The 20508-nt window shown below is 54.6% G+C and carries 16 protein-coding genes; 12 read left to right on the top strand and 4 right to left on the bottom strand.

Annotated features, from left to right (window positions below; all coding sequences use genetic code 11):
* Positions 1 to 41: 41 nt before the first annotated feature.
* Complete coding sequence (pta, locus tag M2433_RS11925) at positions 42 to 2183, bottom strand: phosphate acetyltransferase (protein ID WP_429054202.1); 2142 nt, start codon at positions 2181 to 2183, stop codon at positions 42 to 44.
* Between the two features lie 76 nt (positions 2184 to 2259).
* Entirely contained in the window at positions 2260 to 3462 is a 1203-nt protein-coding gene (gene ackA / locus M2433_RS11920; RefSeq protein ID WP_033146081.1) for an acetate kinase, read from the bottom strand.
* 337 nt (positions 3463 to 3799) lie between these two features.
* On the opposite strand from ackA, the gene yfbV reads away from it, so the two are divergent.
* From yfbV to M2433_RS11900, 4 genes are all read left to right on the top strand, one after another.
* On the top strand, positions 3800 to 4255 hold the full coding sequence (gene yfbV, locus M2433_RS11915) for a terminus macrodomain insulation protein YfbV (protein ID WP_032641969.1): 456 nt from the start codon (positions 3800 to 3802) through the stop codon (positions 4253 to 4255).
* Positions 4256 to 4346: 91 nt separating this feature from the next.
* Entirely contained in the window at positions 4347 to 4841 is a 495-nt protein-coding gene (locus M2433_RS11910) for a YfbU family protein (protein ID WP_008502874.1), read from the top strand.
* A gap of 11 nt (positions 4842 to 4852) precedes the next feature.
* Positions 4853 to 5512, top strand: coding sequence for a sugar phosphatase (locus M2433_RS11905; protein WP_429054203.1), 660 nt, complete (start codon positions 4853 to 4855; stop codon positions 5510 to 5512).
* Between the two features lie 75 nt (positions 5513 to 5587).
* Entirely contained in the window at positions 5588 to 7420 is a 1833-nt protein-coding gene (locus M2433_RS11900; protein WP_429054204.1) for an SLC13 family permease, read from the top strand.
* 53 nt (positions 7421 to 7473) lie between these two features.
* Here M2433_RS11900 and yfbR read toward each other — a convergent pair whose 3' ends face one another.
* A complete protein-coding gene (gene yfbR / locus M2433_RS11895; RefSeq protein WP_028016242.1) occupies positions 7474 to 8073 on the bottom strand; it encodes a 5'-deoxynucleotidase in 600 nt (199 codons plus the stop codon).
* A 94-nt stretch (positions 8074 to 8167) separates the two neighbouring features.
* Positions 8168 to 9382 (bottom strand): alanine transaminase AlaA, encoded by a 1215-nt coding sequence (alaA, locus tag M2433_RS11890; RefSeq protein WP_008500204.1) that lies wholly within the window; start codon positions 9380 to 9382, stop codon positions 8168 to 8170.
* 940 nt (positions 9383 to 10322) lie between these two features.
* On the opposite strand from alaA, the gene lrhA reads away from it, so the two are divergent.
* From lrhA to nuoH, 8 genes are all read left to right on the top strand, one after another.
* A complete protein-coding gene (gene lrhA / locus M2433_RS11885) occupies positions 10323 to 11261 on the top strand; it encodes a transcriptional regulator LrhA (RefSeq protein WP_021241557.1) in 939 nt (312 codons plus the stop codon).
* A 629-nt stretch (positions 11262 to 11890) separates the two neighbouring features.
* Positions 11891 to 12331 carry an NADH-quinone oxidoreductase subunit NuoA gene (gene nuoA / locus M2433_RS11880; RefSeq protein WP_003861475.1) on the top strand — a complete coding sequence of 147 codons (441 nt, stop codon included), beginning with the start codon at positions 11891 to 11893 and terminating at the stop codon, positions 12329 to 12331.
* 15 nt (positions 12332 to 12346) lie between these two features.
* The gene (gene nuoB / locus M2433_RS11875) at positions 12347 to 13021 is read left to right on the top strand and encodes an NADH-quinone oxidoreductase subunit NuoB (protein WP_003861482.1); all 675 of its coding nucleotides are present in this window, start codon (positions 12347 to 12349) and stop codon (positions 13019 to 13021) included.
* An 89-nt stretch (positions 13022 to 13110) separates the two neighbouring features.
* Entirely contained in the window at positions 13111 to 14913 is a 1803-nt protein-coding gene (nuoC, locus tag M2433_RS11870; RefSeq protein ID WP_023312537.1) for an NADH-quinone oxidoreductase subunit C/D, read from the top strand.
* 2 nt (positions 14914 to 14915) lie between these two features.
* The gene (nuoE, locus tag M2433_RS11865; protein ID WP_006176513.1) at positions 14916 to 15416 is read left to right on the top strand and encodes an NADH-quinone oxidoreductase subunit NuoE; all 501 of its coding nucleotides are present in this window, start codon (positions 14916 to 14918) and stop codon (positions 15414 to 15416) included.
* Complete coding sequence (gene nuoF / locus M2433_RS11860) at positions 15413 to 16750, top strand: NADH-quinone oxidoreductase subunit NuoF (protein ID WP_023312536.1); 1338 nt, start codon at positions 15413 to 15415, stop codon at positions 16748 to 16750. Before nuoE ends, nuoF begins: the two co-directional genes overlap by 4 nt.
* Before the next feature lie 55 nt (positions 16751 to 16805).
* Positions 16806 to 19529, top strand: coding sequence for an NADH-quinone oxidoreductase subunit NuoG (gene nuoG / locus M2433_RS11855; RefSeq protein ID WP_429054206.1), 2724 nt, complete (start codon positions 16806 to 16808; stop codon positions 19527 to 19529).
* The gene (gene nuoH, locus M2433_RS11850) at positions 19526 to 20503 is read left to right on the top strand and encodes an NADH-quinone oxidoreductase subunit NuoH (RefSeq protein WP_047346615.1); all 978 of its coding nucleotides are present in this window, start codon (positions 19526 to 19528) and stop codon (positions 20501 to 20503) included. Before nuoG ends, nuoH begins: the two co-directional genes overlap by 4 nt.
* Positions 20504 to 20508 lie beyond the last annotated feature (5 nt).

Genomic DNA, 20508 nt, shown 5'->3' with positions numbered 1-20508 from the left:
AAAAAGGCGACCGTGAGGTCGCCTTTTTGTTGCAGTAAAACTTACTGCTGCTGCGAAGACTGGATCGCGGTCAGCGCGATGGTGTAGACGATATCGTCAACCAGCGCACCACGGGACAGGTCGTTCACAGGTTTGCGCATGCCCTGCAGCATTGGCCCGATGGAGATCAGGTCTGCAGAACGCTGTACCGCTTTGTAGGTGGTGTTACCGGTGTTCAGATCCGGGAAGATGAACACGGTAGCGCGACCCGCAACCGGAGAGTTCGGCGCTTTGGATTTCGCAACGTCAGCCATAACGGCGGCATCGTACTGCAGCGGGCCGTCGATCATCAGGTCAGGACGTTTTTCCTGTGCCAGACGGGTCGCTTCACGCACTTTCTCTACGTCGCTACCTGCACCAGAGGTGCCGGTGGAGTAGGAGAGCATCGCCACGCGAGGTTCGATGCCGAAGGCAATCGCGGAGTCCGCGGACTGGATTGCGATTTCTGCCAGCTGCTCTGCAGTTGGATCCGGGTTGATCGCGCAGTCGCCGTAAACGTAAACCTGTTCAGGCAGCAGCATGAAGAATACGGAAGAGACCAGAGAGCTGCCCGGTGCCGTTTTGATCAGCTGCAGCGGTGGACGGATGGTGTTTGCGGTGGTGTGAACCGCACCGGAAACCAGACCGTCAACTTCGTCCTGCTCCAGCATCAGCGTACCCAGCACCACGTTGTCTTCCAGCTGTTCGCGCGCAACGGCTTCGGTCATGCCCTTGCTCTTACGCAGCTCAACCAGACGGGCAACGTAGCTTTCGCGAACCACTTCAGGGTCAACGATTTCGATGCCTGCGCCCAGCTCAACGCCCTGAGACGCCGCAACGCGGTTGATCTCATCAGGGTTACCCAGCAGCACACAGGTCGCGATGCCGCGCTCTGCACAGATAGCAGCCGCTTTAACGGTACGTGGTTCGTCGCCTTCTGGCAGAACCACGCGCTTGCCTGCTTTACGCGCCAGCTCGGTCAGCTGATAACGGAATGCAGGAGGAGACAGACGGCGGCTGCGCTCGGAGGTCGCGGTCAGGGATTCGATCCAGTCTGCGTTAATGTAGCCCGCAACGTATTCCTGAACTTTCTCAATACGCTCATGGTCATCAACCGGAACTTCCAGGTTGAAGCTCTGCAGGCTCAAAGAGGTCTGCCAGGTATTGGTGTTGACCATGAAGACCGGCAGGCCGGTTGCGAACGCGCGCTCGCACAGTTTGCTGACGCGTGGGTCCATTTCGTAAGCGCCGGTCAGCAGGATGGCACCGATCTCCACGCCGTTCATCGCGGCCAGACACGCTGCAACTAGCACGTCAGGACGGTCTGCGGAGGTCACCAGCAGGGAACCTGCGCGGAAGTGCTCCAGCATGTGCGGAATGCTGCGCGCACAGAAGGTTACGGACTTCACGCGGCGGGTGTTGATGTCGCCTTCGTTAACGATGGTGGCGTTCAGGTGACGCGCCATGTCGATTGCACGGGTGGCGATCAGATCGAAGCTCCAAGGCACCGCGCCCAGAACTGGCAGCGGGCTGGATTCCTGCAGCTTAGCCGGGTCAACTTTAACCACTTTCGCTTTGGAAGAGTCGTCGAAGATTTCGGACAGGTCAGGACGAGTACGGCCCTGCTCATCAACTGGCGCGTTCAGCTTGTTCACGATCACGCCGGTGATGCTGGTATTTTTCGCGCCGCCGAAGCTGCTGCGCGTCAGTTCGATACGCTCGTTCAGCTGCTCTGGGGTATCAGTGCCCTGAGACATCACGAAAATGATCTCTGCGTTCAGGGTTTTCGCGATTTCGAAGTTCAGAGACTGGGCAAACTGGTGTTTGCGCGTCGGGACCAGGCCTTCAACCAGCACCACTTCAGCGTCTTGCGCGTTAGCATGGTAGTTAGCGATGATCTCTTCCATCAGCACGTCTTTCTGGTTGCTGGACAGCAGAGATTCAACGTGGCTCATCTTCAGCGGTTCGGCCGCTGGCAGATTGGAATTCTTGCGAACGATGGTGGTGGTCTGGTCTGGCGCATCGCCACCGGCACGTGGCTGGGCGATTGGCTTAAAGACGCTCAGACGAACGCCTTTGCGTTCCATAGCACGGATCACGCCAAGGCTGACGCTGGTCAGGCCGACGCTGGTTCCGGTAGGGATCAGCATAATAGTACGGGACACGGTTTATCCTCTTTCGTTACCGCCCAAATGTGGCGGGTTACAAAACAGCACCGCCAGCATTGCTGGCGGTGTGGAATCAGGCAGTCAGGCGGTGCGCGTCTTGCGCAATGACCAGTTCTTCGTTAGTTGGGATAACGAGAGCAGGGCGGGTGCCTTCTTTGTTGATGAAGCCAGACTTGCCGAAGCGGGCAGCCAGGTTACGCTCGTGATCAACGTCGAAGCCCAGAACGCCCAGTTTGCCCAGGGACAGTTCACGAACCATTGCCGCATTCTCACCGATACCACCGGTGAAGATAACCGCGTCCAGACGACCGTCCATCAGCGCAGTGTAAGAGCCGATGTATTTCGCCAGACGGTGGCAGTAAACGTCCATTGCACGTTTAGCGTCTTCTTTCTCTGCGTAGTTGTCTTCAACGTAACGGCAGTCGCTGGTGACTTCGGTCAGACCCAGCAGGCCAGACTCTTTGGTCAGCATTTTGTTGATCTGGTCAACGCTCATGCCCAGGGTGTCGTGCAGGTGGAAGATGATCGCCGGGTCGATGTCACCGGAACGGGTACCCATCACCAGACCTTCCAGCGGGGTCAGACCCATGGAGGTATCAACACATTTACCGTTACGGATAGCAGAAACAGAACCACCGTTGCCCAGGTGGCAGGTGATGATGTTCAGTTCTTCAACCGGCTTGTTCAGAACTTTTGCGGCTTCCTGCGTCACATAGAAGTGGCTGGTGCCGTGCGCGCCGTAACGACGTACGCCGTGCTCTTTGTACAGGCTGTATGGCAGGGCATAGAGGTAAGACTCTTCCGGCATGGTCTGATGGAACGCGGTGTCGAATACGGCCACGTTTTTGTCTTTCAGATTCGGGAAGGATTTCAGCGCTTCAGCGATGCCGATCAGGTGCGCCGGGTTGTGCAGCGGTGCAAAAGAGGCGGAGTCTTTGATGCCCTGGATAACAGATTCATCGATCACGACGGAGCTGGTGTATTTTTCGCCGCCGTGGACGATACGGTGACCAATCGCAGTCAGCTGAGCAGACAGTTCTGGTTTTTGTGCCAGAATAGTGTTAACGATAAAGTTCAGCGCTTCACTGTGAGCGGCGCCTGCACCTAAAGCCGCTTCTTGTTTGCTGCCGTCCATCTTCCACTTGATACGTGCTTCAGGCAGATGGAAACATTCGGCCAAACCAGAGAGGTATTCGTCACCGTTGAGCGCATCGATGATGGCGAATTTCAGTGAGGAGCTACCGCAGTTCAGAACCAGTACTAACTTACTCGACATGGAAGTACCTATTATTGATACGTGGCTAAAAAAACGTCAGTGAGTCTAACAGCGTAACGCATGATGACTCAGACATTTATGATTAACATCATGCCAAACGAACATTGTGGCATGATGGAAGAAATAACTATGATTTTATGCCATTTTGCACAATTTTCAGCCAATGGCATAATATGCGATAATTTGACGAGTTAAAGATTCTCGTCTAAGGCCCTATCAGGCTGGCACAGGATACCCGATACGGGGTAGAGATGACAAAATATTTTGAACGTTGTCATAGCTTGTTGTGGTTTTGCACGAAAATTTTAATTTTTATATGTGAAGTTGAGGTACAGCCATGTCGACACCAGAGAACCCGTCCGTAAATTTCTTCAGTCTGTTTCGTCGGGGACAGCATTACGCAAAGACGTGGCCAATGGAAAAGCGCCTTGCGCCGATGTTCATTGAGAATCGCACTATCCGCGCCACGCGCTATGCGATTCGCTTTATGCCGCCCGTCGCTGTCTTTACGCTGTGCTGGCAGATAGCGCTGGGTGGGCAGCTTGGTCCTGCCGTCGCGACGGCGCTGTTCGCGTTAAGCCTGCCGATGCAGGGCCTGTGGTGGTTAGGTAAACGCTCTGTCACGCCACTCCCACCTTCTATTTTACACTGGTTTTATGAAGTTCGCGGAAAACTGGAGGAGGCCGGGCAGGCGCTCGCCCCGGTCGAAGGTAAACCCGATTACCAGGCGCTGGCGGACACGTTAAAGCGTGCTTTTAAGCAACTGGATAAAACATTCCTCGATGACTTGTGATTGATCATCGAAACGACGACGAAAAGAAGGCACAGTAACAATCAGTTACCGTGTCTTTTTTTTAAGTGCAATGCGCTACAGGAGTCGAAAGATGGAAATGACCCATGCTCAACGTCTGATTTTGTCTAACCAGTACAAGATGATGACTATGCTTGATCCCGATAACGCTGCGCGCTACAGCCGCCTGCAGACCATCGTCGAACGCGGCTTTGGTTTGCAAATGCGCGAACTGGACCGCGAGTTTGGCGAGCTGAAAGAAGAAACCTGCCGCATCGTGATCGACATCATGGAGATGTATCACGCCCTGCACGTCTCCTGGACGAATCTCAAAGATCAGCAGTCCATTGACGAGCGCCGCGTGACTTTCTTAGGCTTTGATGCGGCAACGGAAGCGCGTTATCTAAGCTATGTTCGCTTTATGGTGAATACCGAAGGGCGTTACACCCACTTTGACGCGGGCACCCACGGTTTCAACGCGCAGACCCCAATGTGGGATAAATACCAGCGAATGCTGAGCGCGTGGCACGCCTGCCCGCGTCAGTACCATTTAAGCAGCAACGAAATTCAACAAATCATTAATGCCTGACGGAGGTGCGTGTGCAGTGTAGAGGTTTTCTGTTTGATCTGGACGGTACGCTGGTGGATTCGCTGCCGGTTGTGGAGCGTTCATGGTGCCACTGGGCTGACAGACATGGCATCGACCATCAGGAGGTGCTGAATTTTATCCATGGCAAACAGGCCATTACCTCGCTACGGCACTTCCTGGCCGGACGCTCTGAGGACGAAATTCAGGCGGAGTTCAAATACCTGGAGCACATTGAAGCCACAGACACGGACGGTATTACCGCCTTACCGGGCGCGCGTGAACTGCTTGAGCATCTGAACGAAGCGCAGATCCCGTGGGCTATCGTCACCTCAGGCTCCATTCCCGTCGCCCATGCCCGCCATAAGGCGGCAGGGTTACCGAAGCCGGAAGTGTTTATCACTGCGGAACGCGTTAAGCGTGGCAAACCCGAACCCGATGCATTTTTACTGGGTGCTGAACTACTTGGGCTCGCCCCGGCAGAGTGTGTGGTAGTAGAAGATGCGGCCGCCGGCGTACTGGCCGGGCTGAACGCCGGAAGCCACGTTATCGCGGTGAATGTTCCGGCGGGATCTCCCCGCCTGGAGGAGGCCGACTTTGTGCTGGATTCTTTGACGGCCCTGGCTGTTTCGAAAGCCCCTGACGGCGTTGTAACCGTCTCGCTAAAAATGTAAACCCATGATATAGCCCCACGCTGATGGGGCTTTTTTATGGCAAAATTTCTCATCTCCCACTGACAAGGACATGTTGTGAACGGTGAACTAATCTGGGTCCTGAGCCTGCTTTTAATCGCCATCATCCTTTTTGCAACGGGCAAGGTGCGCATGGACGCCGTCGCCTTGTTTGTCATCGTCGCGTTTGTGCTGAGCGGTACGCTCACGCTGCCGGAAGCCTTCTCCGGGTTTAGCGATCCCAACGTTATCCTGATTGCTGCCCTGTTTATCATCGGCGATGGCCTCGTGCGCACCGGTGTGGCAACCATCATGGGGGCGTGGCTGATTAAGGTGGCCGGCAACAGCGAAACGAAAATGTTGATCTATTTGATGCTGACGGTCGCCGGGTTGGGGGCATTTATGAGCTCAACGGGCGTGGTCGCTATCTTTATCCCGGTGGTGCTGAGCGTCTCCATGCGCATGCAGAGCTCGCCGTCGCGCCTGATGATGCCTCTGAGTTTTGCCGGTTTGATCAGCGGCATGATGACGCTGGTGGCAACGCCGCCGAACCTGGTCGTCAACAGCGAGCTCATTCGGGAAGGCTTCCAGGGCTTCAGTTTTTTCAGCGTCACCCCGCTTGGGCTGGTCATTCTGGTGCTGGGCGTGCTCTATATGCTGCTGACCCGTTTTGCCCTCAAAGGTGAAAAACAGGACAAAAGCAAAGAGGGCTGGAAACGACGCACCTTCCGCGATCTGATAAAAGAGTACCGCCTCACCGGGCGCGCGCGCCGTCTGGCCATTCGCCCCGGCTCGCCGATGGTGGGGCAACGGCTTGACGACCTGAAACTGCGTGAGCGCTATGGCGCGAATGTGATTGGTGTCGAGCGCTGGCGTCGTTTTCGCCGGGTCATCGTCAACGTCAACGGGGTGTCGGAATTCCGCGCGCGGGATGTCCTGCTGATTGATATGTCCACCGCGGATGTAGATCTGCGCGAGTTTTGCAGTGAACAGCTACTCGAACCCATGGTGCTGCGCGGAGAGTATTTCTCAGACCAGGCGCTGGATGTCGGCATGGCCGAAGTGTCGCTGATCCCCGAATCGGAACTGTTGGGCAAAACCGTGCGGGAAATGGGGTTCCGGACGCGCTATGGCCTGAATGTCGTGGGGCTGAAGCGCGATGGCGTGGCGGTGGAAGGGGCGGTGGTGGACGAGCCGATCCTGCTGGGCGATATCTTTCTCGTCGTCGGCAACTGGAAGCTGATTAGCCAGCTCGGGCAAAAGGGCCGCGACTTTGTGGTGCTCAACATGCCTGTTGAAGAGAGCGACGCCTCCCCGGCGCACAGCCAGGCGCCCCATGCCATTTTTTGTCTGGTATTGATGGTGGCGCTGATGCTGACCGACGAGATCCCAAATCCGGTTGCGGCCATTATTGCCTGCCTGTTAATGGGGAAATTTCGCTGCATTGATGCCGAGAGCGCCTATAAAGCGATTCACTGGCCAAGCATCATTTTGATTGTAGGGATGATGCCGTTTGCCCTTGCCCTGCAAAAAACCGGCGGTGTGGATTTAGTCGTTAAAGGACTTATGGACGTTGGCGGAGGATACGGCCCGTATATGATGATGATGTGCCTGTTCGTCATGTGCGCCACCATTGGGCTGTTCATTTCCAATACCGCCACGGCGGTGCTGATGGCACCCATCGCGCTGGCGATGGCGAAATCCATGGGCGTATCGCCGTATCCCTTTGCGATGATGGTGGCGATGGCGGCATCAGCGGCGTTCATGACGCCGGTCTCTTCACCGGTCAATACCCTTGTGCTGGGGCCGGGGAACTACCGGTTCAGCGATTTTGTGAAGCTGGGTGTGCCGTTCACCGTGCTGGTGATGCTGGTATGCGTGGTGTTGATACCGGTGTTATTCCCGTTTTAGCGTGAGCGCAGAAACGTAGGCCGGGTAAGGCGAAGCCGCCACCCGGCGAAAAATTACAACGGAGAATCCTGGCTAATCTCATCCAGCGATAAATGGAAGCTCGGTACAAATACCTGCATAAAGTAATCCATCTCTTCGCTGCGGCGGGATTCCAGCGTTTTTTCCAGACGCGTTTTCGCCAGTAAAAACTCGTTATTCCCCGCGGACAGCTCTTCGAGACACTTCAGGTAGGCACACAGCGCGTCGGCTTGTTTGACCAGCGACTTTTCGTCTTCCGTATACTGATGCTCATCGATGAGCGGTTCAAAGATGTCGCGCAGCTCTTCTGGCACCATGTCAATCAGCTTCTGCTGGGCAATCTTTTCGATGGCCTTATATTCCTGCGCAATCTGCGAGTTGAAATATTTCACCGGCGTAGGCAGATCGCCGGTCAGCACTTCTGACGCATCGTGGTACATCGCCAGCAGAGCGATGCGTTCTGCGTTGACCTGTCCGTTGAATTTGCGGTTTTTAATGGCGGCCAGCGCGTGCGCGACCATAGCAACCTGCAGGCTGTGCTCTGACACATTCTCAGTGCGGACATTACGCATCAGCGGCCAGCGGTTGATGAGTTTCAGACGGGAGAGGTGGGCAAAGAAATGACTCTGACTCATAGGTTACCTTTTGTCTTTACTGCGACAGGCATTCATTGTGCGGGGAGGGGAAGGAAGATGCAAATCAGGCTACCGAAGTAGCCTGATTTTAAGATTACTGATGGTATCCAGAGAGGAATCGCCCGAAGCGGCTGATGGCCATTTCGAGGTCATCTTCGCGCGGCAGCGTCACGATACGCACGTGATCCGGCCACGGCCAGTTAAACGCCGTGCCCTGAACCAGCAGCACTTTTTCCTGCAACAGGAAATCGAGCACCATTTTCTGGTCGTCGTGAATGTTGAAGCGCTTCGCGTCGATTTTCGGGAACATATACAGCGCCCCATTCGGCTTCACGCAGGAGACGCCGGGGATATCGTTGATCAGCTCCCACGCGCGGTTACGCTGTTCGTACAGGCGACCGCCGGGAACGATGAACTCGCTAATGCTCTGATAGCCGCCGAGTGCCGTCTGGATCGCGTGCTGCGCCGGAACGTTGGCGCATAAACGCATGGAGGCCAGCATCTCCAGCCCTTCAATATAGCCTTTGGCGTGTTTTTTCGGACCGTTTAAGACCATCCAGCCCTGACGGAAACCGGCCACGCGGTAGGTTTTAGACAGGCCGTTAAAAGTGACGGTCAGCAGATCCGGGGCCAGCGCGGCAATAGAGTGGTGCTGCGCTGCGTCGTACAGGATCTTGTCGTAAATCTCGTCAGCGAAGATGATCAGGTTATGCTGGCGGGCGAGCTCGACGATCTCCATCAGCAGCTCTTTTGAGTAGACCGCGCCCGTCGGGTTGTTCGGGTTAATGATCACGATGCCGCGCGTACGAGGCGTAATTTTTGCGCGAATGTCATCGAGGTCAGGGAACCAGTCAGAGGACTCGTCGCACAGATAGTGCACGGCTTTACCGCTGGACAGCGATACGGCTGCCGTCCACAGCGGATAGTCCGGCGCGGGGACCAGCATTTCGTCCCCGCTGTTCAGCAGCGCCTGCATTGCCTGCACAATCAGTTCGGAAACGCCGTTACCGATATAAATATCTTCAACGGTAACATCACGCATACCGCGTGCCTGGTAGTGCTGCATGATGGCTTTACGTGCGGAGTAAAGTCCTTTTGAATCGCAATAGCCCTGTGCGGTAGGAAGGTTGCGGATCACATCAACCAGAATTTCATCCGGCGCTTCAAAACCAAATGGCGCGGGGTTACCAATGTTGAGTTTCAGAACCTTATTGCCTTCTTCCTCAAGGCGTTTAGCCTCTTTCAGAACCGGGCCACGGATGTCATAACAGACGTTATCAAGCTTGCTGGATTTTTCGATAGGGGACATGAACCTTTAACCTTTTCGCTATTATTGCCACTCCCTGCCGTGGAAGTCAGCACGGAATAATGTACTCCCCCCTCGCTTCGTTTTGAAGGGCGTGCAGTAGAAGATTTTGTGCCGGTAGCGAAATTTTGATAAATCTTTTTCTCTGAGGGTAAACTTTTTTACTGCCTTAAAGTTGTACACACAGAGAGGAATGAGGTTAATTGTGCTACGTGGTCGTAGAAATGCTGTATATTGTGCTGGTGAAAAATAAGTGATGAGGAGACAGCGGTGGCAATCACTCTGGGTGACTTTTCGTAAAACCTGAATGCTTGATACATCTTACGGTAATAGCATACTGTGGCTAAAAGTTACTCATGTGAAATTAATGTTAAGTGCCATTAATGAATGGTCTTAATCTAAATTAAAATTTATTTATTATTAACCTAAAAAATGCAACTTTAGTTAATTCTAATAAAATTAGTTTAGAAGCTTAACATTCTTCTTTAATCCTCAATATTGCAATAAGACTTATAAATAAAGTGGATTTGGGTTAAGATGTCTTTCAGGAAAGCAGAGGTCAGATGCCAGCTTTTTGTATATCAGACACTGATTTTCCGAATTAATTGATTGTTATTGTTGGAGTTATCTCTGGCTGGAATGTGTTGAACATCTCCTGCTACGTTGACAGCGCTGCGATAAAGATGGCAGAAAAGGTGTTATACCTTTAATGTAATTTACATAAACCTGCGAACATCTAAATATCCTGAACGTTAAAAGAGAATAAAAATAACGTCATGAAACGTGCTTTCTGACTGTTGATATAAAGCAGCACAATAACTATCTGTCAGGCAGTCTGCCGGGCCGGGATGCGAGGGAAAACCTTCAGAGGGAATTGCTTAACTGTTATACACACAGCTTCAACCCGGGCAGCTCCGCACGAGCAACCTGAAAGTGAAAAGATATGATAAATGCAAATCGTCCGATAATGAATCTCGACCTCGATCTGCTGAGAACGTTTGTTGCGGTCGCCGATCTCAACACTTTTGCAGCTGCTGCTGCCGCCGTTTGCCGAACCCAGTCCGCCGTTAGCCAGCAAATGCAGCGGCTGGAGCAACTGGTTGGTAAAGAGCTTTTTGCCCGTCACGGGCGTAATAAGCTTTTAACGGAACACGGTATTCAGCTTCTGGGTTATGCCAGGAAAATTCTTCGCTTTAATGATGAAGCATGTATGTCATTAATGTTTAGCAACCTTCAAGGGGTGCTAACGTTAGGCGCATCTGATGAGTCAGCGGATACTATATTGCCGTTTCTTCTCAACCGCATTAGTTCGGTTTATCCGAAGCTTGCGCTGGATGTCAGCGTAAAGCGTAATGCCTTTATGGTTGAGATGTTAAATGAGAATAAAGTCGACCTGGTGGTCACCACGCATCGTCCCGGGCAGTTTGATTGCCTGACGCTGCGTACATCGCCTACGCACTGGTATTGCGCAGCCGAATATGTGCTGCAAAAAGGGGAGCCGGTTCCTCTGGTGTTACTGGATGACCCGAGCCCGTTCCGCGATATGGTGCTGACGGCGTTGAATGAGGCCAACATTCCGTGGCGTCTGGCGTACGTGGCTTCCACGTTGCCAGCGGTTCGTGCCGCGGTGAAAGCCGGGCTTGGCGTAACGGCCCGTCCGGTAGAGATGATGAGCCCGGATCTGCGCGTCCTGGGTAAATCTGATGGGCTTCCAGCGCTGCCAGATACGGAATATCTGCTCTGCCATAACTCAAGCAGTCATAACGAGTTGGCAAAAGTGGTGTTCGAGGCGATGGAAAATTACCACAACCCATGGCAGTTCGAGCGTGTTACCTCCGAAGGGGGGGATGATTCCCTGATCGTTGAAGGTGACTTTGAGTGATCGCTAGCTCAAATTGTGGTAACAAAATGTAAGTGTAAAAAAAAGCCACTCGTGTGATTTTCACATGCAGTGGCTTTTTTTTAGCAATAATACCCGCTAGCGGTGAGTGGGTTTTCAGAATTACATATATTAATCAAATGGTTGAATTATTTTGGTTAAAGATTATCCGTTTTCCGTTCTCACGTCATCCGTATCCCACCTTTGTTAAAAAAACAGGAAAGATGTTGCCGTTTTCCAGGTTGAATTAACAAAAGCGTGTCTCAGATCAAGAAAATACTCCTATTTGGGGGGAGGAATCGTTGGCAAATCCTGTCAAAATAGGAGGGTTATTTTTTTTACTTCCGAAACGGACACGATTCAACAACATACATTTGACGGAAAGTCATGTACCCACCAGGGTTAAAGGGCACCAAATGTTAATGAGAATCGCTCGATGTAATTTAATGTGAAGAAACCTTTGTTAAAGTTGACAATAGGTTATAGAAAGGAGTAAAAAACCCCATCATTTTGCTGTCTACGTCTCATTTCTGACAGTTAGTGTAAGGTTATTTGTTCCTCCCCATGAATCGATGTGATGCCCATCTGCCAGCAAGAGCAGTGTCGTTGGTATCACTTTTGATGAGTAAGCAATGAGTATGTCAACATCCACAGAAGTCATCGCTCATCACTGGGCATTCGCAATCTTTCTTATTGTAGCCATTGGCCTGTGCTGCCTGATGTTAGTCGGCGGCTGGTTCCTGGGCGGTCGCGCCCGCGCAAGGCACAAAAACACACCTTTCGAATCAGGTATTGATTCCGTAGGTACCGCTCGCTTACGCCTGTCTGCCAAGTTCTACCTGGTAGCCATGTTCTTCGTCATCTTCGACGTGGAAGCGCTTTACCTCTTCGCGTGGTCTACCTCCATTCGCGAAAGTGGTTGGGTGGGCTTTGTCGAGGCCGCAATTTTCATTTTAGTGTTACTGGCCGGTCTGGTTTATCTGGTGCGTATTGGCGCGCTGGACTGGACACCTGTGCGTTCACGCCGTGAACACATCAACCCGGAAAACAGTATCTCTAATCGTCAGCAGTAACAGCGAGGCAATAAGATGGATTATACGCTCACCCGCATAGATCCTAACGGTGAGAATGACCGTTACCCCCTGCAAAAACAGGAGATCGTAACCGACCCCCTGGAGCAAGAAGTCAATAAAAGCGTGTACATGGGCAAACTCGAGCATGCCATGCACGATATGGTCAACTGGGGTCGTAAGAACTCCATCTGGCCGTACAACTTTGGCCTTTCTTGCTGCTACGTTGAAATGGTGACGTCATTCACTGCGGTGCATGACGTTGCGCGTTTTGGGGCAGAGGTATTGCGTGCTTCCCCACGTCAGGCTGACCTGATGGTGGTAGCCGGTACCTGCTTTACCAAGATGGCACCTGTTATTCAGCGTCTTTATGACCAGATGCTGGAGCCAAAATGGGTTATCTCCATGGGCGCATGCGCAAACTCTGGCGGTATGTACGACATTTATTCCGTCGTGCAGGGCGTAGATAAGTTTATTCCAGTGGATGTGTACATCCCGGGTTGTCCGCCACGTCCGGAAGCTTACATGCAGGCGCTGATGCTGCTGCAGGAGTCCATCGGTAAAGAACGTCGCCCACTGTCGTGGGTAGTTGGCGATCAGGGTGTGTATCGCGCGAACATGCAGTCTGAGCGCGAGCGTAAACGTGGTGAACGTATTGCCGTCACCAATCTGCGTACGCCTGACGAAATTTAATTTGCGCCTGTAGGCCTGGAGAATACCTTCGCATATCACTACTCAAATAGCGCGAAGCCAGGCTCAACAGTCACCACGGACCATTTGCAATGGTGAACAATATGACCGACTTAACCGCGCAAGAAGCCGCCTGGCAGACAAGGGATCATCTGGATGACCCCGTCATTGGCGAACTGCGCAACCGTTTTGGGCCGGATGCCTTTACCGTTCAGGCTACCCGCACCGGGGTACCCGTTGTTTGGGTGAAGCGTGAGCAATTGCTGGAAGTTGTCGATTTCCTCAAGAAATTGCCAAAACCGTACGTCATGCTGTTTGACTTACACGGCATGGATGAACGTCTGCGTACCCACCGCCAGGGTCTCCCTGCTGCGGATTTTTCCGTTTTCTACCACCTGATCTCAATAGACCGTAATACGGATATCATGCTCAAGGTGGCATTGTCTGAAAACGACATGCATCTGCCGACAATCACCAAACTTTTCCCAAACGCCAACTGGTATGAGCGTGAAACCTGGGAAATGTTCGGCATGACCTTTGACGGCCACCCGCATCTGACGCGCATCATGATGCCGCAGACCTGGACCGGCCACCCGCTGCGTAAAGACTACCCGGCACGTGCGACCGAATTCGATCCGTTTGAGCTGACCAAAGCCAAGCAGGATCTGGAAATGGAAGCGCTGACCTTCAAACCGGAAGACTGGGGCATGAAGCGCGGTACCGATAACGAGGACTTCATGTTCCTCAACCTCGGTCCAAACCACCCGTCCGCGCACGGTGCATTCCGTATTATTCTTCAGCTTGATGGCGAAGAGATTGTCGACTGCGTACCGGACATCGGCTACCACCACCGTGGTGCCGAGAAGATGGGCGAGCGTCAATCCTGGCACAGCTACATCCCGTATACCGACCGTATCGAGTACCTCGGCGGCTGCGTAAACGAAATGCCATACGTGCTGGCCGTTGAGAAACTGGCGGGTATCGTTACGCCGGATCGCGTTAACGTGATTCGCGTCATGCTGTCAGAGCTGTTCCGTATCAACAGCCACCTGCTGTACATCTCTACGTTCATTCAGGACGTCGGCGCGATGACGCCGGTCTTCTTCGCCTTTACCGACCGTCAGAAAATTTACGATCTGGTCGAAGCGATAACCGGCTTCCGTATGCACCCGGCCTGGTTCCGTATCGGCGGTGTGGCGCACGATCTGCCGCGCGGCTGGGACCGTCTGCTGCGTGAATTCCTCGACTGGATGCCAAAACGTCTGGCGTCTTACGAGAAAGCCGCACTGCGTAACACCATCCTGAAAGGCCGTTCCCAGGGCGTTGCTGCCTACGGCGCGAAAGAAGCGCTGGAGTGGGGGACCACCGGTGCAGGTCTGCGCGCAACCGGTATTGATTTCGACGTGCGTAAAGCGCGTCCTTACTCTGGCTACGAGAACTTCGACTTTGAAGTCCCGGTTGGCGGCGGTGTTTCCGACTGCTACACCCGCGTGATGCTGAAAGTAGAAGAGCTGCGCCAGAGTCTGCGCATCCTTGAGCAGTGCCTCAACAACATGCCGGAAGGCCCGTTCAAAGCGGATCACCCGCTGACCACGCCGCCGCCGAAAGAGCGCACGCTGCAACATATCGAAACCCTGATCACCCACTTCCTGCAGGTTTCCTGGGGCCCGGTCATGCCGGCGCAAGAATCCTTCCAGATGATTGAAGCGACCAAGGGTATTAACAGTTACTACCTGACCAGCGACGGCAGCACCATGAGCTACCGCACCCGCGTGCGTACGCCGAGCTTTGCGCACCTGCAGCAGATCCCGTCCGCCATCCGCGGCAGTCTGGTCTCCGACCTGATTGTGTATCTGGGTAGTATCGATTTTGTTATGTCAGATGTGGACCGCTAATTATGCACGAGAATCAACAACCACAAACCGAGGCTTTTGAGCTGAGTGAAGCAGAACGTGCCGCCATTGAGCACGAGATGCACCACTACGAAGACCCGCGTGCGGCGTCCATTGAAGCGCTGAAAATCGTACAGAAACAGCGTGGTTGGGTGCCGGATGGGGCGATCTATGAGATCGCAAAAGTGCTGGGTATTCCGGCAAGTGACGTAGAAGGCGTAGCCACGTTCTACAGCCAGATCTTCCGTCAGCCGGTTGGCCGCCATGTGATCCGCTACTGTGACAGCGTTGTCTGCCACATTACCGGCTATCAGGGCATTCAGGCTGCGATTGAGAAAAAACTCAATATCAAGCCGGGCCAGACCACGTTCGACGGTCGCTTTACGCTGCTGCCGACCTGCTGCCTGGGTAACTGCGACAAGGGGCCGACCATGATGATTGATGAGGACACTCACAGCCATCTGACGCCGGAAGCGATTCCTGACCTGCTGGAGCAGTACAAATGAAAACTGTAATTCGTACTGCTGAGACGCATCCGCTGACCTGGCGTCTGCGTGATGACAAACAGCCGGTATGGCTCGACGAATATCAGAGCAAAAACGGCTATGCCGGTGCGCGTAAAGCCCTCGGCGGCATGGCGCCGGACGACATCGTAAATGCGGTGAAAGATTCTGGCCTGAAAGGGCGCGGCGGCGCGGGCTTCTCCACCGGTCTGAAGTGGAGCCTGATGCCGAAAGACGAATCCATGAACATCCGTTACCTGCTGTGTAACGCTGATGAAATGGAGCCGGGCACCTATAAAGACCGCCTGCTGATGGAACAGCTGCCGCACCTGCTGGTGGAAGGCATGCTGATCTCCGCGTTCGCGCTGAAAGCCTACCGTGGCTACATCTTCCTGCGCGGTGAGTACATCGAAGCGGCAGAAAACCTGCGTCGTGCGATTGCCGAAGCCACCGAAGCGGGCCTGCTGGGTAAAAACATCCTGGGCACCGGCTTTGACTTCGAACTGTTCGTGCACACCGGTGCCGGGCGTTATATCTGCGGTGAAGAAACCGCGCTGATTAACTCCCTGGAAGGTCGCCGTGCGAACCCGCGTTCTAAGCCACCGTTCCCGGCAAGCTCCGGCGTATGGGGTAAACCGACTTGCGTAAACAACGTCGAAACCCTGTGTAACGTTCCGGCAATCCTCGCCAACGGCGTGGAGTGGTATCAGGGCATCTCCTCAAGTAAAGATGCTGGTACCAAGCTGATGGGCTTCTCCGGCCGCGTTAAAAATCCTGGCGTCTGGGAACTGCCGTTCGGTACCACCGCGCGCGAAATTCTTGAAGACTACGCCGGCGGCATGCGCGATGGCCTGAAATTCAAAGCCTGGCAGCCGGGTGGGGCAGGGACAGACTTCCTGACCGAAGCTCACCTTGACCTGCCAATGGAATTCGAAAGCATTGGTAAAGCAGGCAGCCGTCTGGGGACGGCGCTGGCGATGGCCGTCGACCACGAGATCGGCATGGTATCGCTGGTGCGTAACCTGGAAGAGTTCTTCGCCCGCGAGTCCTGCGGCTGGTGTACACCATGCCGTGACGGTCTGCCGTGGAGCGTGAAGATCCTGCGTGCTATCGAACGTGGCGAAGGCCAGCCAGGGGATATCGAGACGCTTGAGCAGCTGTGTCGATTCTTAGGCCCGGGTAAAACCTTCTGTGCCCACGCACCGGGTGCCGTCGAACCTCTGCAGAGCGCGATTAAATATTTCCGCGACGAGTTCGAAGCAGGCATCAAGCAGCCGTTCAGCAATACTCATGCGATTAATGGGATTCAGCCGAACCTGCTTAAAGCGCGCTGGTAACGACAAGAATTTTGATTAACGCTCGGTTTCGACTGAGCCAACTGGAAGCATGCTAATGGCTACGATTCATGTAGACGGCAAAGAATATGAGGTCAACGGGGCGGACAACCTGCTGGAAGCTTGTCTGTCGCTCGGCCTTGATATTCCGTATTTTTGCTGGCATCCGGCGCTGGGCAGCGTCGGTGCTTGCCGCCAGTGTGCGGTGAAGCAATATCAAAACGCGGAAGACACGCGTGGTCGCCTGGTGATGTCCTGTATGACGCCAGCCACCGAAGGCACCTTTATTTCGATTGATGACGAAGAAGCGAAACAGTTCCGCGAAAGCGTTGTGGAATGGTTGATGACCAACCACCCGCACGACTGTCCGGTCTGCGAAGAGGGCGGTAACTGCCACCTTCAGGATATGACCGTGATGACCGGTCACAGCTTCCGTCGCTATCGCTTTACCAAGCGTACCCACCGTAACCAGGACCTGGGGCCGTTCATCTCTCACGAAATGAACCGCTGCATCGCCTGCTACCGCTGCGTGCGTTACTACAAAGATTACGCGGACGGCCAGGATCTGGGCGTCTATGGCGCACACGATAACGTCTACTTCGGTCGTCCGGAAGACGGGGTGCTTGAGAGCGAATTCTCCGGTAACCTGGTGGAAATCTGCCCGACCGGCGTATTCACCGATAAAACCCACTCCGAGCGCTACAACCGTAAGTGGGACATGCAGTTTGCGCCAAGCATCTGCCAGCAGTGTTCCCTCGGCTGTAACACCAGCCCGGGCGAGCGCTACGGCGAACTGCGTCGTATCGAAAACCGCTACAACGGCACCGTTAACCACTACTTCCTGTGCGACCGCGGTCGTTTCGGCTATGGCTATGTGAACCTGAAAGACCGTCCGCGTCAGCCGGTTCAGCGCCGTGGCGACGACTTCATTACCCTGAACGCTGAACAGGCGATGCAGGGCGCGGCAGACATTCTGCGCCAGTCGAAGAAAGTGATCGGTATCGGTTCCCCGCGCGCCAGCATCGAAAGCAACTTCGCGCTGCGCGAGCTGGTTGGCGCAGAAAACTTCTACACCGGCATCGCCCAGGGCGAGCAGGAACGTCTGCAGCTGGTGCTGAAGGTGCTGCGTGAAGGCGGTGTCCACACCCCTGCGCTGCGCGAAATTGAATCTTATGATGCGGTTCTGGTGCTGGGTGAAGACCTGACGCAGACCGGCGCACGCGCGGCTCTGGCGGTTCGTCAGGCGGTGAAGGGTAAAGCACGTGAAATGGCAGCGGCGCAGAAAGTGGCCGACTGGCAGATTGCGGCAATCCTGAACATCGGTCAGCGCGCGAAGCATCCTCTGTTTGTGACCAACGTTGATAATACCCGTCTGGACGACATCGCGGCGTGGACCTACTGCGCACCGGTTGAAGATCAGGCGCGTCTTGGCTTTGCGATTGCCCACGCGCTGGACAGCAACTCTCCGGCCGTTGAGCTGGATCGCGACCTGCAGAACAAGGTCGACGTGATTGTTCAGGCCCTGGCCGGTGCGAAAAAACCGCTGATTATTTCCGGGACCAACGCCGGTAGCGCCGAGATCATTCAGGCCGCAGCCAACGTTGCCAAAGCCCTGAAAGGCCGCGGTGCCGACGTCGGCGTGACCATGATTGCCCGTGCGGTAAACAGCATTGGTCTGGGCATGATTGGCGGCGGCTCGCTGGAAGAAGCGTTAAGCGAACTGGAATCCGGTGCCGCTGACGCCGTTGTGGTGCTGGAAAACGACCTGCATCGTCATGCTTCTGCCGCGCGCGTAGACGCCGCGCTCTCCAAAGCGCCGCTGGTGATGGTTATCGATCATCAGCGCACCGCGATTATGGATAAAGCGCACCTGGTGCTCTCTGCGGCAAGCTTCGCGGAAAGCGACGGTACGGTAATCAACAACGAAGGCCGCGCGCAGCGTTTCTTCCAGGTTTACGACCCGGCGTACTACGACAGCAACACCGTGATGCTGGAAAGCTGGCGCTGGCTGCACTCCCTGCACAGCACCGTGCAGAGCCGTGAAGTGGACTGGACGCAGCTCGACCACGTTATCGACGCGGTAGTCGAAAAACTGCCTCAGCTGGCAGGCATTAAAGATGCCGCGCCTGAAGCAAGCTTCCGCATTCGCGGCCAGAAACTGGCGCGAGAACCTCACCGTTACAGCGGTCGTACCGCAATGCGCGCCAATATTAGCGTGCATGAACCGCGCCAGCCGCAGGATAAAGACACCATGTTCGCCTTCTCAATGGAAGGGAACAACCAGCCGTCTGCTCCGCGTTCACAGATCCCATTCGCATGGGCTCCGGGCTGGAACTCCCCGCAGGCATGGAACAAGTTCCAGGCTGAAGTGGGTGGTTCACTGCGCCACGGCGATCCGGGCGTACGTCTGATTGAAGCCTCCGAAACCGGTCTGGACTTCTTCACCACCGTTCCGGCGAGCTTCCAGGCGCAGGAAGGTAACTGGCGCATTGCGCCGTACTACCATCTGTTCGGTAGCGACGAGCTGTCCCAGCGTTCACCGGTCTTCCAGACCCGCATGCCGCAGCCGTACATCAAGCTCAACCCGGCGGATGCCGCAAAGCTTGGCGTTAACGCGGGTGCACACATTGCCTTTAGCTATGACGGCCAGACAATCAGCCTGCCGCTGATTATCTCCGAAGGTCTGACAGCAGGGCAGGTGGGTCTGCCGATGGGTATGCCTGGTATCGCGCCGGTACTGGCGGGTGCGCGTCTTGATAACCTGCAGGAGGCAAAAGCATGAGTTGGTTAACGCCGGATCTTATCGACATCCTGCTGAGCATTCTGAAAGCGGTTGTGATTCTGCTGGTGGTGGTCACCTGCGGCGCGTTCATGAGCTTTGGTGAACGTCGTCTGCTCGGTCTGTTCCAGAACCGTTACGGACCGAACCGCGTGGGCTGGGGTGGTTCACTCCAGCTGGTCGCGGACATGATCAAGATGTTCTTTAAAGAGGACTGGATCCCGCGCTTCTCGGACCGCGTGATCTTTACTCTGGCTCCGATGATCGCCTTCACCTCGCTGCTGCTGGCGTTTGCTATCGTTCCCGTCAGCCCGACCTGGGTGGTCGCTGACCTGAACATCGGCATTCTGTTCTTCCTGATGATGGCAGGCCTCGCGGTGTACGCGGTGCTGTTCGCAGGCTGGTCCAGTAACAACAAATACTCGCTGCTGGGTGCGATGCGTGCTTCCGCGCAGACGCTGAGCTACGAAGTGTTCCTGGGTCTGTCCCTGATGGGCGTGGTGGCGCAGGCCGGTTCATTCAACATGACCGACATCGTCAACAACCAGGCCGACATCTGGAACGTTATCCCGCAGTTCTTTGGGTTTATTACCTTTGCTATCGCGGGCGTGGCCGTGTGTCACCGTCACCCGTTTGACCAGCCAGAAGCCGAACAGGAACTGGCCGACGGTTACCACATTGAATATTCCGGTATGAAGTTCGGTCTGTTCTTTGTGGGCGAGTACATCGGTATCGTCACCATTTCCGCGTTGATGGTAACGCTGTTCTTTGGTGGCTGGCATGGCCCGTTCTTACCGCCGTTCATCTGGTTCGCGCTGAAAACCGCGTTCTTCATGATGATGTTCATTTTGATTCGCGCAGCGTTACCGCGTCCACGTTATGACCAGGTAATGTCCTTCGGCTGGAAAGTGTGCCTGCCGCTGACGCTCGTCAACTTGTTGGTAACGGCGGCTGTCATTCTCTGGCAGCAGCCATAAGGGGC

It is taken from the genome of Enterobacter sp. AC1, from assembly GCF_050434705.1.
Classification (GTDB): domain Bacteria; phylum Pseudomonadota; class Gammaproteobacteria; order Enterobacterales; family Enterobacteriaceae; genus Enterobacter; species Enterobacter cloacae_L.
Note: the sequence above shows the minus strand (reverse complement) of the source record. Positions and strands in the feature narration are given on the sequence as shown.

Bases quoted from the DNA above. Each gene is read 5' to 3' on its own strand.
- lrhA (WP_021241557.1), top strand. From the start codon at position 10,323: ATGATAAATGCAAATCGTCCGATAATGAATCTCGACCTCGATCTGCTG.
- yfbR (WP_028016242.1), bottom strand. From the start codon at position 8,073: ATGAGTCAGAGTCATTTCTTTGCCCACCTCTCCCGTCTGAAACTCATC.
- nuoH (WP_047346615.1), top strand. From the start codon at position 19,526: ATGAGTTGGTTAACGCCGGATCTTATCGACATCCTGCTGAGCATTCTG.
- nuoG (WP_429054206.1), top strand. From the start codon at position 16,806: ATGGCTACGATTCATGTAGACGGCAAAGAATATGAGGTCAACGGGGCG.
- nuoC (WP_023312537.1), top strand. From the start codon at position 13,111: ATGGTGAACAATATGACCGACTTAACCGCGCAAGAAGCCGCCTGGCAG.
- nuoB (WP_003861482.1), top strand. From the start codon at position 12,347: ATGGATTATACGCTCACCCGCATAGATCCTAACGGTGAGAATGACCGT.
- M2433_RS11910 (WP_008502874.1), top strand. From the start codon at position 4,347: ATGGAAATGACCCATGCTCAACGTCTGATTTTGTCTAACCAGTACAAG.
- yfbV (WP_032641969.1), top strand. From the start codon at position 3,800: ATGTCGACACCAGAGAACCCGTCCGTAAATTTCTTCAGTCTGTTTCGT.
- nuoA (WP_003861475.1), top strand. From the start codon at position 11,891: ATGAGTATGTCAACATCCACAGAAGTCATCGCTCATCACTGGGCATTC.
- ackA (WP_033146081.1), bottom strand. From the start codon at position 3,462: ATGTCGAGTAAGTTAGTACTGGTTCTGAACTGCGGTAGCTCCTCACTG.
- alaA (WP_008500204.1), bottom strand. From the start codon at position 9,382: ATGTCCCCTATCGAAAAATCCAGCAAGCTTGATAACGTCTGTTATGAC.
- nuoE (WP_006176513.1), top strand. From the start codon at position 14,916: ATGCACGAGAATCAACAACCACAAACCGAGGCTTTTGAGCTGAGTGAA.
- nuoF (WP_023312536.1), top strand. From the start codon at position 15,413: ATGAAAACTGTAATTCGTACTGCTGAGACGCATCCGCTGACCTGGCGT.